The sequence below is a fragment of the Methanothermobacter crinale genome, from assembly GCF_055397825.1.
Genome location: NZ_AP042450.1, coordinates 1,290,048 through 1,305,941, shown reverse-complemented (window position 1 = coordinate 1,305,941; position 15,894 = coordinate 1,290,048). Strand labels below are relative to the sequence as shown.

Annotated in this window: 13 protein-coding genes; 6 read left to right on the top strand and 7 right to left on the bottom strand. The window is 38.3% G+C overall.

The features are described 5' to 3' along the window. Nucleotides 1–19: 19 nt before the first annotated feature. From ACZ5XX_RS07515 to ACZ5XX_RS07495, 5 genes are all read right to left on the bottom strand, one after another. Nucleotides 20–1,024 carry a glycosyltransferase family 4 protein gene (locus ACZ5XX_RS07515; RefSeq protein WP_464584045.1) on the bottom strand — a complete coding sequence of 335 codons (1,005 nt, stop codon included), beginning with the start codon at nt 1,022–1,024 and terminating at the stop codon, nt 20–22. After that, a complete protein-coding gene (locus ACZ5XX_RS07510) occupies nt 1,024–2,160 on the bottom strand; it encodes a glycosyltransferase family 4 protein (RefSeq protein ID WP_464584043.1) in 1,137 nt (378 codons plus the stop codon). Before ACZ5XX_RS07510 ends, ACZ5XX_RS07515 begins: the two co-directional genes overlap by 1 nt. Then, nucleotides 2,157–3,296, bottom strand: coding sequence for a glycosyltransferase family 4 protein (locus ACZ5XX_RS07505; protein WP_464584041.1), 1,140 nt, complete (start codon nt 3,294–3,296; stop codon nt 2,157–2,159). The genes ACZ5XX_RS07510 and ACZ5XX_RS07505 overlap by 4 nt, the downstream gene beginning before the upstream one ends. 13 nt (nt 3,297–3,309) lie before the next feature. Next, nucleotides 3,310–3,981 (bottom strand): glycosyltransferase family 2 protein, encoded by a 672-nt coding sequence (locus ACZ5XX_RS07500; RefSeq protein ID WP_464584039.1) that lies wholly within the window; start codon nt 3,979–3,981, stop codon nt 3,310–3,312. Nucleotides 3,982–4,469: 488 nt separating this feature from the next. Then, the gene (locus tag ACZ5XX_RS07495; RefSeq protein ID WP_464584037.1) at nt 4,470–4,805 is read right to left on the bottom strand and encodes a hypothetical protein; all 336 of its coding nucleotides are present in this window, start codon (nt 4,803–4,805) and stop codon (nt 4,470–4,472) included. A 69-nt stretch (nt 4,806–4,874) separates the two neighbouring features. On the opposite strand from ACZ5XX_RS07495, the gene ACZ5XX_RS07490 reads away from it, so the two are divergent. The 4 genes from ACZ5XX_RS07490 to ACZ5XX_RS07475 all read left to right on the top strand — a co-directional run bounded on the left by ACZ5XX_RS07490 (nt 4,875) and on the right by ACZ5XX_RS07475 (nt 7,351). Next, nucleotides 4,875–5,231 (top strand): cupin domain-containing protein, encoded by a 357-nt coding sequence (locus ACZ5XX_RS07490; protein WP_464584035.1) that lies wholly within the window; start codon nt 4,875–4,877, stop codon nt 5,229–5,231. 149 nt (nt 5,232–5,380) lie between these two features. Further along, nucleotides 5,381–6,007, top strand: a complete 627-nt coding sequence (cmr1, locus tag ACZ5XX_RS07485; RefSeq protein ID WP_464584033.1) for a type III-B CRISPR module RAMP protein Cmr1 — start codon at nt 5,381–5,383, stop codon at nt 6,005–6,007. Between the two features lie 353 nt (nt 6,008–6,360). Further along, entirely contained in the window at nt 6,361–6,525 is a 165-nt protein-coding gene (locus ACZ5XX_RS07480) for a cobaltochelatase subunit CobN (RefSeq protein WP_464584031.1), read from the top strand. A gap of 223 nt (nt 6,526–6,748) precedes the next feature. Then, entirely contained in the window at nt 6,749–7,351 is a 603-nt protein-coding gene (locus ACZ5XX_RS07475; RefSeq protein ID WP_464584029.1) for a hypothetical protein, read from the top strand. A gap of 349 nt (nt 7,352–7,700) precedes the next feature. On the opposite strand, the gene ACZ5XX_RS07470 is transcribed toward ACZ5XX_RS07475, so the two are convergent. Further along, nucleotides 7,701–10,277: a chitobiase/beta-hexosaminidase C-terminal domain-containing protein gene (locus ACZ5XX_RS07470; protein ID WP_464584027.1), complete on the bottom strand. Its 2,577-nt coding sequence runs from the start codon at nt 10,275–10,277 to the stop codon at nt 7,701–7,703. A 225-nt stretch (nt 10,278–10,502) separates the two neighbouring features. On the opposite strand from ACZ5XX_RS07470, the gene ACZ5XX_RS07465 reads away from it, so the two are divergent. Beyond that, nucleotides 10,503–11,153: a phosphotransferase gene (locus tag ACZ5XX_RS07465; RefSeq protein ID WP_464584025.1), complete on the top strand. Its 651-nt coding sequence runs from the start codon at nt 10,503–10,505 to the stop codon at nt 11,151–11,153. Nucleotides 11,154–11,282: 129 nt separating this feature from the next. On the opposite strand, the gene ACZ5XX_RS07460 is transcribed toward ACZ5XX_RS07465, so the two are convergent. Then, nucleotides 11,283–11,408, bottom strand: coding sequence for a hypothetical protein (locus ACZ5XX_RS07460; RefSeq protein ID WP_464584023.1), 126 nt, complete (start codon nt 11,406–11,408; stop codon nt 11,283–11,285). A 327-nt stretch (nt 11,409–11,735) separates the two neighbouring features. Here ACZ5XX_RS07460 and ACZ5XX_RS07455 point away from each other — a divergent pair, with 327 nt between their 5' ends. Further along, nucleotides 11,736–15,824, top strand: a complete 4,089-nt coding sequence (locus ACZ5XX_RS07455; protein ID WP_464584021.1) for a cobaltochelatase subunit CobN — start codon at nt 11,736–11,738, stop codon at nt 15,822–15,824. The last annotated feature ends 70 nt before the right edge of the window (nt 15,825–15,894 follow it).

The window sequence follows — 15,894 nt, the reverse complement described above, 5'->3', positions numbered from 1 at the left end:
GAAAGATATTAAAAATTTCCTAGAATTTTTTGTAGACATCTTCGATTCTCCTTGATACCAGAGACCATGAATAAATTCTAACCTTTTCACGAGTCTTAATCATCGTATCTGAATCCTTGAAATATTTAACGGCTTCGACAAACTCTTTAATATCTTCAACAAAAATTAAACCATCACCCTCTTCGAAAATTTGAGGGAGCCCGCCAAATTTGGTTGAGACCACCGGAAGATTACATGCCATGGCCTCAAAAACTGAAAGCGGCATATCTATACAATCAGCTTTACTTTTACCTATTAGATTTTCCTTTGGGACGACTGGAAAAGCATAACAATCAGCAAGGGCATATACCAGTTCTATATTTTCAAAATATTTGTCCCATATTATGCAACCAGCATTTTTTAATTCATTTAACATTTTTTCTTCAATCCCTTGCGAAACGGCACCAACAATTACAACTTGAATATCATCAAACTCTTGTAATTTAATGAGCCATTTTAGGTTTCTTCCCTTCTTTATAGATCCTATGTGGAGGACAATAAAATCACCCTCTCTCAGATTAAAATCAGCTCTTAACGCATCTTTTTCGTCTTTTAAGGATGGATGGAACTTTTCAAGGTCGATACCTACAAGAGGAAAGAATATTGTGTTAAATCCTAAGCTTTTGAACTTTTTTTCAGTTTCGGGAGATTGTACAATTACAACGTCCGGCCTGAAAAATCTGATAATCTGGAGAGAGAATCTTGAAAATGTCGGGCGCATTATTGAAATTATAGACTTAGCATTAAAGACTCCGCTTATCAATTTTAATATCATGAAACTTTTAAGTGAAGAACCGCTAACATAATGCACAATAGAAGGTCTGAAATCTTTCAACGTGCGCCAAAATGAAAATGAGAATATATCCCTAAGATCAAGTTTAAGAACCTTATGACCTCTAGATAGATGTTTATAGAGATAATATGCTGTTTTACGCATCGCCTCATCCAAATCAACATCGAATTCGCCAAGTAAACATATTCTCATTAAACAACCTCTCTATAGACCTTTTCCGTCATCTTAGCAGCCTTATCCCAAGTATAATTTTTTTCCACCATTTTCCTGCCTTTTGAGCCCATTTTCTTGGCGAGTTCCTCATCCTCTAATAACTTCATAATGGCATTTGCTAGTGTTTTAGGGTCTCCTGGCGGCACAAGAAGCCCTGTTTCACCATCTTTTATAACATATTTTATCCCCCCAATTTTTGAGCCTATAACTGGTTTGCCACATGCATTGGCCTCTATTAGGACCATTCCAAAACCTTCTGCGGCTGTTAATGTTGGCAGAACTAGCATATAGGATCCTCTGTAAAAGTCGATCAATGATTTCTCATCTATAAATCCTGTGAATATTGTTTTATCGTCTATTCCAAGGGACTTTGCAAGTTTTTTGTATTCGGGTATCATGTTTCCTCCACCAGCTAAAACAAGGTAAATATTATCTGCTTTGATCATGCTAAATGCCTTCAAAAGAATTTCAACTCCTTTATGGGCATGTCCACGGTTCATTGCACCCACAAACAATATTATCTTGGAATCTTGAGGTAAGTTGTATCTATTTTTCATGTTGCTTTTTCCAGGTTTATAGGTGTTCACGTCGACTCCTGGGGGGATCCATACAGTTTTATCGACAAATTTACTTATGATAGTGGATTCATTGTATACGTATGGTGAAGGTGTTATTATCTTTTTAGTTATTCTAAGCGTAAATTGTAGGAGGCTTTTATTGTAAATTGATGATAGAATCTTTAAAAGACCCTCATCTTTGGTTACATCATTATGATAGGTTAAAATGAATGCTACATTCTTTATTTTGCTTGTGATTGCACCTATGTCTGAATAGAACGGTACTGGCATATGGGCATTCACAATATCAAAATCTTTCTTTAAAACTTCTGAAATTTTAAATGGCAAATGTATATTGATAGGAGTGTTAGAGATTAAAATTTTATTTTTGACTCTTATTACCTTAATATCATCGAGGATTTCCTCTTTGGTTTTTCCTGTTGTAATCACAGTTACTTTATGGCCATTTTCTGATAATATCTTTGATATGTTATATGTATAATGTTCCACTCCACCTTTTCTTGGTGGAAAGTATGGTGTTAAGATAAGTATTTTCATAAATGATCAGTTAGTGTTGAATCATAAATTGATATTAGTTTTTCAGTATTTTTTGACCAGCTGAATCTTTCTGAATATCTTCTCGCACTTGAAGACATTCTCTTTAGCATGTCTTTATTTTCTTTTAAATATATTATTTTTTCAATCATTTCATCAGTATTATCAACAACAAAGCCTGTTTCACCATCCTTTATTATCTTTGCATGGCCTCCTGTGTTTTTCACTATTACTGGTAAACCAGAGGCTAATGCTTCAAGGATTACTAGTGGTGAACTTGCTTCTCCCTTCCTTGAAGGGAAAATGAGGATATCTGAGGCTTTATAATATTTCTTTAGGTCGTTTTTATTTGTAACTATTCCCTTTAAAATTAAATTTTCAATGTGCTTTGATGATTCTTTAATTTCAGGCATTTTGGGACCGTCACCTATACAAATAAAGCGTATACTTTTATCTATTTTATTTAATCTTCTCGCAATATCAACAATAATGTCAACGCCTTTTTTATAGGTGAATCTGCCAACAAAGAGGACTATAAAATTATTATCATGCCTTTCAAAGTCTGGTTGGAAAAAGGTTGTGTCAACGGCGTTCGAAATTACCTCAGACTTTCTTTTAAATTTATTATAAACATATTCACTGATTTCTTCACCAACCGAAAGTATTTTGGACGCGTTATTTACAACATAATAAGCAAGTCTTTCGTTAATTCCATAAAATAGTTTGTACAATAGTTTATTATAGACAACTTCCCCTACATGTATAGTGAGAATTATGGGCTTGTTAAATTTTCTTGCAATTTTTGTGGCAAAAATAGAAGACATATAAAATCTATCATGAATATGGACTAAATCCGCCCTTTTAACAAACTTTTTCAATACCCTATTCAGTTCTAAAGCATTAAAAATGGGCTGCGGGATGTCAAAATTTTTATATAAGAAATCACTTGCAGAAACCCTATATACTTTTATTCCGTCAATTTCTTCAGATTTTTTCAATTTTCCATTATTACCTATATTGCTGGTTACAACTTGTACTTCATGTCCCTTTTCCACTAACATTTTAGCTTGTTGAAAAGCTACTTCCTCTAAACCACCTACAAATGGATGAAAACAATGTGAAACGATCAATACATTCATGAAAACCCCAACTTTATTTTATTCTTTCAATGAGGAGTGTTTTAAAAATTTTGAAACCATCTTTAATTGATGAAAGCTTCGGTTCGGTTCTCCGCCTCTTATATGATATTGGAGCTTCAACTATCTTGAACCCTGCTTTTGAAAACTTGGAGAACATTTCAGCTTCGAGTTCAAATCCTGGATAATTTAACGACTCTTTTAAAATGTATTGGATCGCCTTTTTTGTGAAAGCCCAGTGCCCGGTGCAGATGTCGCTGACTTGCTGATAAAGTATGCTTGCAGTTAAACTTAGAATGAAATTGCCGATTAAATTGATCGTGGATATTGCACCATCTTCTCTTTCGCCTTTTAATCGTGATCCGAGTGCAACATCTGCATTTTCACTTTTAAGTAAATTTATGAGTAGGATTGAATCTTCTGGGGAATATGTTCCATCAGCATCCATCATAACAGCATAATCTTTTTTAACATGCTTAAAACCTGTGAAAATTGCTTTGGCTTTTCCTTGCTTTTTTTCTTTTACTACAAGAGCACCTTTTTCCTCTGCAATTTCGGCGGTCCTATCAGATGAATTATTATCAATGACTATAATATCAGTTTGATATAATCTATTTATCTTCTCAATTACATGACCTATCGACTTTTCCTCATTATAAGCCGGGATTATAAAAGTAACATCTTTCATTATTGAACAGTTAAGCGACAAAGACATCCATACCCCCTTTCTTACCATTTTATTGCATGTTCCTGAAATATTTCTTCCCAAGAGTCTATTCGTTGCAGACCTTATAGGTTTTCCCCTACAACGCCTTCTTCGTTAAAGGCTGGGAGTATAACAGAAATCAACATAAGAGTGTATTCCCTCCATAAACTTTTGTATTACCTATTTCGTTTTTTTTTATATGTTTTTCTATTTTTGAATGGTTTATTAATTTTTTTTCGTTAAACTGCCCTATAACGAACACAATATCAACCCACCCCATACACATAAAATCACCTCACCCCTAAATAAACCGTCTCCATGCCAACGAACTCCAATAAGGTAAGCATTTCCCCACAAGCCTTTTCCCCAAATAGGCGATAAACGCACACCCCCCCAAAAAATCTGAATAATCTTAAAAAGGCCTTAAATCTACCCATCATAACTTTTACAAGTTAGAATACCCCCAGAATTTAGCTTATGTTTTCTGTTTCTGCCTTGACCGCGCACGTCGTCATCTTATTCAATATACCCCTAAGATCTTCTTCCACTCTTTCATAATCACCCCTGCTAAAATCCCTTATAAGCTCCTTAGCCAACTTTGATGCCTCCTCAAAATAATCTTCTGCCCAACTTGTCTTTGAACATATAGCTTTTCCCCGTGCTATCTCTTTTTCACACCCTTTCAGTATTTCCAGCATAAGTTTGTCCAATTCAGGACCTTCTAATCTTTGATAATATTCAAATAGGCGGAATGCTTCTATAATGAATGCCTTAGCCCGGTCAGCATAATGAAAAACAAGATCCATGCTAAAACCTCCCATCGATTATTATCTAAATTTCGCCCCCCTAATAAACATTAACGGGGGGAACATTTCATGATTGTTAAAAATCTAAAGGATTGCTCCTATGGCAAAGTTTTAGATGGTACACTCCTCTGCGAACTTTTACATCCACGAAAAGGTCTAAAGATGAATTTTAGCCTGGCCCATGCAATCCTTCAAGTTGGAGAGGCTTCACTACCTCACCGTCTAAAGTCTGTGGAAGTCTATTATATCCTAGAGGGCAAAGGTCTAATGCATATCAATAACGAAGCAGAGATGGTCAAAGTAGGTGACACTATTTATATCCCACCTAAGGCCGTCCAATGCATCGAAAATATTGGCGATTCCATACTCTCCTTCCTATGCATAGTGTCACCTCCCTGGCAAAAGGAAGATGAAGAACTATGCTAAACTTATGACAGACCGAAAAAAAAAAACAACAGAATATTATATAAAAAGTGTAATCTAGTGTTTTGAGCCTGGACGGATCTTCCAGAAAAAGTTGAGGGAATGACAAAGATCCCGAGTTTAATAAATAGAAGTTTCTTTGGGGAGTTTTTATGATTTATAGGATAAAAGTAAAGCCTTTAACGCGGCTATGGACAGGTGATGAGCAAAGAAAGTCAGAAGTGCTTAGAGAAACGGGAATAATTGGTAGCTTGCGATGGTGGTACGAAGCACTTATAAGAAGTCTGGACGGTACTGCATGTGATCCAACTAACAACAGAAAAGAGAAGTGCGAAGGGAAAAATCATTGTGACGCTTGTGAATTATTCGGTTGCAGTGGATGGGCTAGAAAATTCAAATTAGATATCGAAGAATCAGATGATGAGGTTATTTTTAAGATCATTGAACTTAAAAAGATGGATGATATAGAGTTTGGATTATTAAACAAGACTTTCAAGATAATAGAAGATTATGGGGCTCTTGGGGGCAAACTTGCAGAAAATAGTTATGGCCTAATAAAGATAAAGGAAAATGATTTGGAAAAATTTCAGCCAAAGAAAAGTAAAATTAGAAAATATATTAAAAGAGGGGGATCCACTGTAGATAATCCAAATCTTAAAAGATTTGTTTTTATTAAAAAAGGTTTAAAGCTCCAATTCGTCAAAAAATTAAAAGGGGAATGCACTTTTTTAAAAGGAAAACCAGGAAAGGGTAAAAGATATTCGAGGAAGCTCTGGTAGTTTGGATCATGACGATCAATTGGGAGATCACCAGAGACTTTCATTCCGATTGTTTTAAAGCTTTGTGGTAGCTAGCCCGCGTTTTTTTTTTTTGTTGATAGGACTTGTTCAGTATAAATTTGCTTTTTGTTCATGCAGGTTTTGGTCCGAGAAATTGTGTTGAATGCTAGTTCAAGATTGTAAAAAATGAACGGAGCGTTCCTGAAATTTAAAAGTAGTGATTGGAGAAGAGTTCACAAATTTTCTTTTGTGGGGGTTGTGCTTTTTTTGTTGTTTAGTCATGGAGGTAAGGTAGCAGCCTACTTCGGAGGTCTCAGCCTTGCAGTGGAAATGGTTTCAGGTTCAAGGCCAAAATGTACATAAACAATCTGCGCAGTGATGCAAAAATAAAAAGAATGAGTCAGTTCCCCACAGGGGACTTCCTAAAGAGATACTTCAACCCGAAATGGATTGGGGGTATGATGAAAGGCGGCTATGACGGTGCAAGGTACATGAATTCCTTGGTGGAGGACCTCTAGATGTGGCAAGTCACAAAATCCAGAACTTGTATCTGAGTCCACATGGACATGGTGAACAGCATCTACGTGAGGGACAGCTACGATATGGGTCTGAATAAATTTTTAGCACATCAGATCCTATGCAAGGGCTTCAATTGTTGCAAGGCTCATCAAAGCCATGCGTAAGGGATACTGGAGCCCATCAAACCAGGTAAAGGCATCCGTGGCCAACGAGTACATTAATATGGTGAACCAATACGGTGTGGTTTGCTGCCACCATACATGCGCAAACATCGTACTGAATCAGTGGATAGTCAGCCTGTCAACACTGAACAGTGCTGCAATTGAGAAGTTCAAACGTACAATGGCTGCTGCATGGGGAGAGGACCTGCCCCCTGGTGATACAAATGCATCATCAACCGATAGAAGTGGAGGACATTTAGGGTCAGAGACAGTATCACCCGGTGTGACCGGTTCCGTGGGTACCGGGAAATCTTCAAGGGCCTCAGGTTCAGGAGGAATTTCACAGTCTGCCTCAGAATCCGCATCATTCATTGAAAAGGGTAATGCAAAGGCCTATGAGGCGGCAGCATCAGCACAGGGCAATTCAGAGACAACCCAGATGCCCCATCTACGCACTCATTGGCATCATTGCAATAGTTGGTCTAATAGGTGCAGGTTACCTCTTGCCAATACTCACTTGAAGATTTTTATAAAGGCTTATGGTATTCTTGGAGGAAGCCTAACTCATCTACTGGAATTTGATGATAACAAAATCCAAGAAAACCTATTAGAATATTTGGGGGTGATCCATTCCTTTATCAGAACGCCTTTTCGCTCTCAGTGAAGAACTTGAATAATAATTAATTCGCTATAATGGAAGCCGTGAAGCTGAAAGACTCCCCTTGGAAAAATTATGAACGAAACAGCTCATAGCAGAGCAACTGTAGCAATATTACCCTCAATTTCCCTGGGGGGTGCTCCAGCTACTGATAGGTCTTCACAGGCGTTACTCTGAACCGTCCACACCCTGATAATCTATTTTTATCACGCTCCATTTATGCGACTTTCACTTCTAACACAATAAAAAGCATAAAACTAGAGTCCACCCGAGTAAAAAACTGAATTCAAGAGAGTCATATAATTTTCAAATGTAGATGAATAATTGTCTTCAAAAAAATTAAAAGAGAAAAAAATTATTTGCCCTTTTGGACGCTCTTAACATTGTTGATCGCATGGAAGATACTGCTTCGTTTGATGTAAATCAAGGTACCCGCTGCTATGATTAGCATTGCGATTAAAGCCAAATACGTTGATGATATTCCTGTGACGGGTTTATGTGGACTTGTATGTGAAGCTTTCTTAGGCGGTTGAGGTGTTGGGGCTGTAGCAGGAGCTGAAGTTGTTACAAATGGACTTGTCAACTGAGTTATACTTGGCTGCGCTCTGGGTGTTGAAATTACTGGAGTTGTTAGCTGAGTTAGTTGCGTTTCTTCAGTTTCTCTGGGTGTTGAAATTACTGGAGTTGTTGGTTGCGTTTCTTCAGTTTTAATTGGGATTGTTATCTGTTGGGTTTCTGCTCTGTTACCGTTCACATCAACGCCATAATAGTATATTGTGGCTGTTTTTTCGAGTTCTATTGGATTTATGTATTGGTGCCATGTTGAGCCATCTGTTGAATAAAAGATGCTGCCTTCTTCATTGATATCCATGTAGACCGTTGAGTCTTTTACTGTTACCATAATTTCTGGGGGTGTCACATCTTTGAAGTTTAATAGGTATTCAACAGGGTCTCCAGCCGCCAATAATTGACAATACTCTGGTTTTGTGAGTGTAGTTTCCTTTTTGATGCTGTATGCTTCTCGTAGTTTGGTGTAAAGCTCTTTTCCCGGGAATGCGCTTGTAATGTACCACATAGCCCAATACATTGTCCGGTAGTAATTATTGTTATAAGGTTGTATACTGGTTAGAATCTTCTTGTTATAGTCTATGAGGATCGCTTTGCCTGTATTTTTTAACGGATCCCATCTTATCGCTATACCCTGTGATGATGGTAATGCCGCTGTATCTCTAACACCTGTGGTATGGTATGTTCCTTTAGCAGCTGAAAGTCCAAGAACTTGCATTATAGCTTGTTCTTTGCAATGGGCTGGTACTCCAATGTATACATAATATTGTGTTCCTGTTAATGGCAGCCATGTTTTTATGAGATCTGCTATTACATATCCTTGTGTCAACCCTGAACCTGGACAGCCGCCTCCAATGGCTGCTAACCTGAAGTCATATGGCATGCCGATTGCCCATTGGTTTGCAAGGCTAACTATGTAATAATCTTGTTGAGCATAGCTTGGTATGTCGTACTTGTATGCTTCGTAGACTGCAAGAGATTTTGTCCAGCCTTCTGTTCCCTTGTTTCCTTCAAGGTTTTTGGCGCTGATATCGAAAACGTTATAATTTGTACCATTGTAGAGTACTGGTTTTATTTTCCCTTCAGAATCGATGAAAACTGCATATAAAGGCCCATCCGCAACCGTCGGTTTTTTCACGAAAACATACCAGAGTGGTGTCTGGGCACATCTTTTAAGGGAATAAATATTTTTTAACAGCATTCCTGTAGAATCTATCACACCGTCGATGGCTGCATAGGTTAATCCTAGGCTTTGTGAGTAACCGGCGGATGTTATGAGAAGATCTTCTCTGGTAAGTGGTGAGAGTCCAGCTTCTTTGAATGCTTGATTTGCTATTTCAACTGCTTTTTTCCCATTTTCGTAAAAGCTATTGTAATCGTTTGCTGGCATGACTGGAATGTCTGTCTTCATGGTTTCTAGAGATGGTAAACTGTTTATATATTCTTTGTCTATTCCTGTAGACCATAAATGTGAGAATTGTTCATCATTGATTGTGGCTACTTTCAGGATCTTGTAGAGAGAAGCTGGCTTGGTCGAAAGTAATGTGAGCAATTCTAGGTTATGTTTTAGTTCTGTGAGTGTTCCTCTAGGACCATTGTATTTTGCGTTGTCACTTATTGTCCAATAAACTAGTTTACCTGTTTTTGAATCTGCATCCCACCATATGTAGATGTTTTCATTTGGATCATTTGTATATGTTGATCTGAAGTTGTAGTAATTGCCGTTCCGTTTGAGTGGTGTGGAATCCATGAAGAACATAGGAACATCATCGTCGTCGCCGCCTACGGATGTTATTATATGATATGATGTTGTATCTGATTCAAGGGGATAATTTTGTATGAATTGTTTAGTCGCTGCATATGCACTTATAAGGCCATCGTTGATCGTACCAGTCCATGCTGCGATTTTCAGCATGTCTAATGGTGCTCCTGCTGTCCAAGCGCTTGCGATGGTTAGAATGTCGTATCCTAGTTCTCTGCTGGCGACTGTGAACTGTGCTTCTGTCATCTTTGCTATGTTAAATTTTTGCGTTTTTTCCCATCCTGATTCAAGTATTGTGTATTTTATTGCGTAAGTATTGTTGTTTTCTTTTTTGACGAATGTGAATTCAACCGGATCATTAGGTTTGTTTAGTTGGAGTATGTTTGAATATTGTAAAGGGATTTTGTCTTTTACGGTTTGTAGAGCGTCTTCTGTTGTTGAATTTTTATACTTCGATGGTCCTGCCGTGGTTATTAATAATGTATTTTGTGAATCTTGTAAGTCTAGTGTGTTTTGCGCGTCTGTTGCTATATTTTCTGTAATGTTTTGCAGATCAGATGCTGAGGCGTGTCCACTGAGTGCAATAGCTATTACTGATATCATCAGAAAGTGTATTATTCTTTTCTTAATTTTTCTCACCTCCCCAATCGAAATGCAATATTATGCATTTCGTATATTAACAAATAGAACTATAAAAAGTTAACGAAACAACTTCCAATCAAAAAATTTATATAATATAACATCAAAACCGGAAAGAGCGATTTCTAGACAATTAAAGATCTAAAATGAACACACAATTGAAAAAACCTTGAAGGAGAGAAAAATACTTTGATACACCCCCTTTTAAAGAAACTTGAAAGCAAAAGAAATGACGTCTATGCTATTAAATACAAAAACAAAGAGTTTATACTGAAAATTTACAAAAATGAAAATTGCAGAATCATAGAAGAAAGAAATCTCAAAAAATTAAAAAAACATGGATTAAACGTGCCTAAAATAATTAGCTCCCATAAAAACATCCTAATAATGGAATTTATAAATGGCAAAACAATAGGAGAAGAAATCTACACGCATACAAACTGGGTTGAAGACCTCGCAAAATGGCTATCAAAGCTCCATAACATAAAATACAATGGAAAGTCCATATTAAAGGGAGATTGCAACCTTAAAAATTTTATATTCACAAAGAAAGGAATATACGGGATTGATTTTGAAGATTCATTTTATGGAGATCCCATCCATGACCTGGGAGAAATATGCTTCTTCATAATAGACAGCACTTCAACCCTAAAAAGAGAAAGCAAACAAAGAATAGTTGAAAAGTTCATCCAAAAGTACCAAAAATACTCCCAAAAAGGAATAGACACTAAAAAACTGAAAAGGGCCATGGAAAGAGCAAAAGAAAAAGCAAAAAAAAGACGATCAAAAAAAATCCCTTTAAGAAAGGAATCTTCTCTTGTTATACTTTTACAGAAATGATAGCCTCTTTTATATTGCGAGTGGACAATCCCCTCTACGTGCAAAGTTTACTTCTTAGATTTGGGTATTTGCCAAATTTTTTATATTCTTGTACTTGCCTCATGAGCCATGTCACGATTTGTTTAGCGGTTAGGGGAAAAGTCTTAATTCATTTTTCACAAACCTGAAAACTTTCAATTCCTGGATGTTGATTGGTTCGTCATATGGGATTATTTCTTCGGAGAATAGAAACCTTGAACTGCCCCCAATTTCCATAGGGGGCTTTCTGCTTCAGCTATGGGATTCCATCTTCACAAGTGTAGTTTGGACCTTCCCTAGCCATAGATAAAGTCGCTTTTATCACACTCCATATATCTACAATTTAGCTTTTTATCTCCCTCCCTATAGAAGGGGAGACTTCCCCCAGCTATGAAGTTAAAATTGTCTAAAGTTAAACATCACTCAAAAAGGCTAACTAAAAATTCGTTTTTGATAATCTTTATGTTGTGGGGGGTTTCCTTTGTGTGGTAAAGTTTATATACCCATTATTTTATAAAGTTTTCTTGATATATTTTAAAGTGAACTTTAATAAGGGTGGTGTATATGAAACAAATAGTATTACTTCTGCTCTGTATCGGCATATTCTGCATGATGGGAACAGTATCCGCAGAAGAAAATACAACAAAAGCTCCAGAGATTCTCATAATAAGCTCCAGTCCAAACGAACTAGCCCTTATCAACAAAGTAGCAGAGGATCCATCAATCAAAGACAAAATAAACATAAGGGGAGAACCAGGAAGAACAGACAGCAACCTCACCTATGAAGTGAAAGGAGACATTATAATATTCGGAACAAGAAGCGGCCTTTCAGCACCAGTATGGGAAGCCTTAAAAGACAAGGTCGAAACAGCAAAAAATAATGGATCATATGTGATGATCTGCGTAGACCCATCATCACGCCAAGATTATGCTCCAATCCTACACCTACAAAATGTTGACACCAACGACACCCGCTACATTGAAACACTCAAATACTTAAACTACACATGCTATGAAAACTTAAAACGCCTTACTCTTTTCCTCGCAGTTTCGTTCTGCAACTACACAGCCGCAATAGAGCCGCCAATACAAAGACCACTATGGGGAATATACCATCCAGAAGCCCCTGAAATATTCAGCAACCTTACTAGTTATCTACAATGGTACAAGAACACAGGAAAATATAATGAAACTTCCCCAACAGTCGGTATAATTACCACAGAGTATACTGACATGGCAAGGGACGGACCCCTATTAGATGCCATTATAAGATCTTTTGAGGCAAAAAAAGCTAATGTAATAGCAGCAACATATACCTACCGAGACCCTAAATCACTGGAATACTTTCTATTAGATGGTAAACCCATAATAGATGTTGCAATAGTAATCTCAAGAGGTGGACTGCTCAATTCACGGAATTGGACCCAAGGCATTGAAGACCTTAAGAAACTTAATGTAACAGTCATCAATGGTATCCGCCTATTCTCGCCTAATATGACAGTACAAGACTGGGAAAACAACATACAAGGCGTTCCATCAAGTGAACTTTACCAACTTGCATTCGCAGAAATGGATGGGATAATAGAACCCATAGTGATAAGTGCAAAGGAAACAGATCCCCAAACAGGGATCATTTACAATAAACCAATAGAATATCAGATAGAATGGTTAGTGGACAGGGCATTATCATGGGCAGAACTCAAGAAGACCCCAAATAACCTCAAAAAGATAATAATAACCTACTATAGTGAAGGTGGCGGTAAAGCGAATATTGGTGCTGACATTGACTACTACTTGAACGCCCCGGCAAGCTTGAAAAGATTACTAGAAGCCATGAAGGAAAGAGGATACTACCTTGGCAAAGAACTATTACCATCTGAGGATAAACTAGCAAAGTTAATGGCAGAAATAGGCAGCAACATCGGCACATGGGCTCCTGGAGAACTAGAAAAAAGGGTTAAAGAAGGTCAAGTTATACTAATAAGTGAAGAAGAATACCTAAGATGGTTCAATGAACTCCCAGAAGACAAGAAAAAAGAAGTGATAGATGCTTGGGGACCTCCACCCGGACAGATCATGGTCTATACTAATGGCACAGGAAAGTATATTGTTATACCCATATTAGAGTTTGGTAACATATTACTTGCCCCGGAACCAGTATGGGGTTGGTTACAAGATAACAACACCTTATATAATACTGGTAAGTTGCCGCCAACACACCAACTACTCGCATTCTACTGGTGGATTAATAAAGTCTATAATGCAAGTGCAATACTTTCAATATTTAGTCTTGTGGAATTAATGCCAGGGAAACAGGCAGGACTTTCAGCAGAGGACTGGGGTGCAATACTATTACAAGACACTCCAATAATACACGTGCTGCCAATGGACGCCCCAGCCATATTCGACAAACGGAGAGCTAACATGCTAATCATAAACTTCATGACACCAGTACTCTTACCGGCAGGCCTCTACGGAAACCTAACAAGCTTATATGATAACATCAGATCCTATAGGGAAACAACAGACCCCACACTAAAGGAAGCATACAAAGAAGAAATCATTAACCAAACAAGAGGTCTAGGATTAGAATACTATCCAGAAACGAGCTTTGAAGAGTTTATTGACGAAGTCACAGCATATCTTGAGGATATCAAGGTCAGTTACATGCCATATGGTTCCCATACACTCGGTGTTGTCCCTGAAGGCGACCAACTAATACAGCTACTACAGGCCATGTTACCAGACAAGATTAACAAGGAAACATCAAGACGCCTACTCGAAGAAATGATATTCAATAATCTCACAGCCGAGGAGGCTCAATTCAAAATACTTGGCAATACAACACTTGAGATCACAGAATACCTAGAACTTGCAATAGATTACAAGCAAAGAATCCTAGAATCTAAGAATGAAATAACAAGCATACTTAATGCACTCGAGGGCGCATACATGACCCCAGGCCCCAGAGGCGACCCTATAAAGAACCCGGAAGCCCTACCCACCGGAAGAAACCCTTACCCATTCGATCCAAGAACCATACCAACAAAAGTTGCATGGGAAACTGGGAAAAAACTCGTAGACAAGTTCCTCGAAGAATATCTAGAAGAACATGGAGAATACCCGACAAAAGTCGCATATGTGTTATGGTCTTGTGAAACAATGCGGCACCAAGGAGTCATGGAATCAGAAATACTATACCTACTAGGCGTCAAACCAGTATGGGACACAAAGGGTAGAGTAAAAGATGTTGAACTCATAAGCGACCTTGGAAGGCCGCGCATCGACGTTATAATCATAACCTCCGGCCTCTACAGGGACCTTCACATGGACCTTATAAACCTCCTTGACAAGGCAATAAAACTTGCTGCAGCAGCCAATGATACCACCAATTATGTTAAAGTCAACTCCGAGAGAATCTATAAAAAACTCAAAACTGAAGGTTACAATGGATCAGAAGCCAGGAAACTTTCACTACTCAGAATATTCTCGGAAGAACCAGGAGCCTATTCACCAGGACTCCAAGAAGCCATACCAGCAAGCAACACATGGGAAGAAAGAATGCAACTTGCAGAATTTTACATTGAAAGAATGTCAGCCGCCTACAGCACCGATACCTGGGGGGTGAAAATCCCAAGTGTCTTTGAAGAAAATCTTCGGGAAATAAAAGTTTCAATGTTCAGTAGAAGTTCAAACCTTTACGGCGCACTAGAACATCCAATGGTGGCAGCATACCTAGGCGGTCTTAGCCTCGCAATAGAAAAGGTTTCAGGGACACAACCATCAATGTATATAAGTAATCTCAGGGGCGAAGCGAAAATCGAAACATTCACACAATTCCTCAACAGAGACATTTTAAGCCGCTACTTCAACCCAACCTGGATAAAAGGTATGATGGAAAACGGCTATGATGGCGCCAGGTACATGGACTCCTTCATAGAAAACCTCTGGATGTGGCAAGTCACAAACCCCCGTCTCGTGAAGGGATCAACATGGGACCAGGTAACTAACATATACATAATGGACACCTATAATCTAGGTCTCAGTGATTTCTTCAATAATGCAAACCCTTATGCAAGAACTTCAATCATAGCACGACTGCTTGAAACAGCAAGGAAAGGCTACTGGAACCCCAAAAGTGATACTATAACATACCTAGCCAATGAATATATAAACATGGTAAACCAGTATGGTGTTGCCTGTTGTCACCATACTTGTGGCAATATCGTGTTTAATCAGTGGCTTGTGAGTGTTTCATCATTGAATTCTGCGGCCCTCCAAAAATTTGCAGGGGTAATTGCAGCAGCTACTGGGGCTGAAATAACGGTTCCTGGTACGGGATCTCCTGGACAACCAGGCATGCCTGGACAGTCTGGAGTGGGATCTTCTGGTGTGGGTCCTGGTTATACAGGCAGCCAGGGACGAGCAGGCAGTTCTGGCGGGGCGTCTGGCAGCTCCCCAGGGACTGCTGCAGGCGCAAATCAAGGACCTGGAAGCGGATTTGCAGGGAAAACCGGTAAAGTTTTCGAGGTTGCCGCTTCTCCAAGTGGCGGTTCAGGAAGTCAGATGCCATTCTATGCACTAGCAGGGATCATAGCCATAGTAGCGCTCATAGGCACTGGTTACTTCCTTGGAGGGCACGGAAAACTATAATGGAAGAGATGATATCCTTCCACAATAAACTGTGCCCTTCCTAAAAACTTTTTTTAATTATTGCGGATGG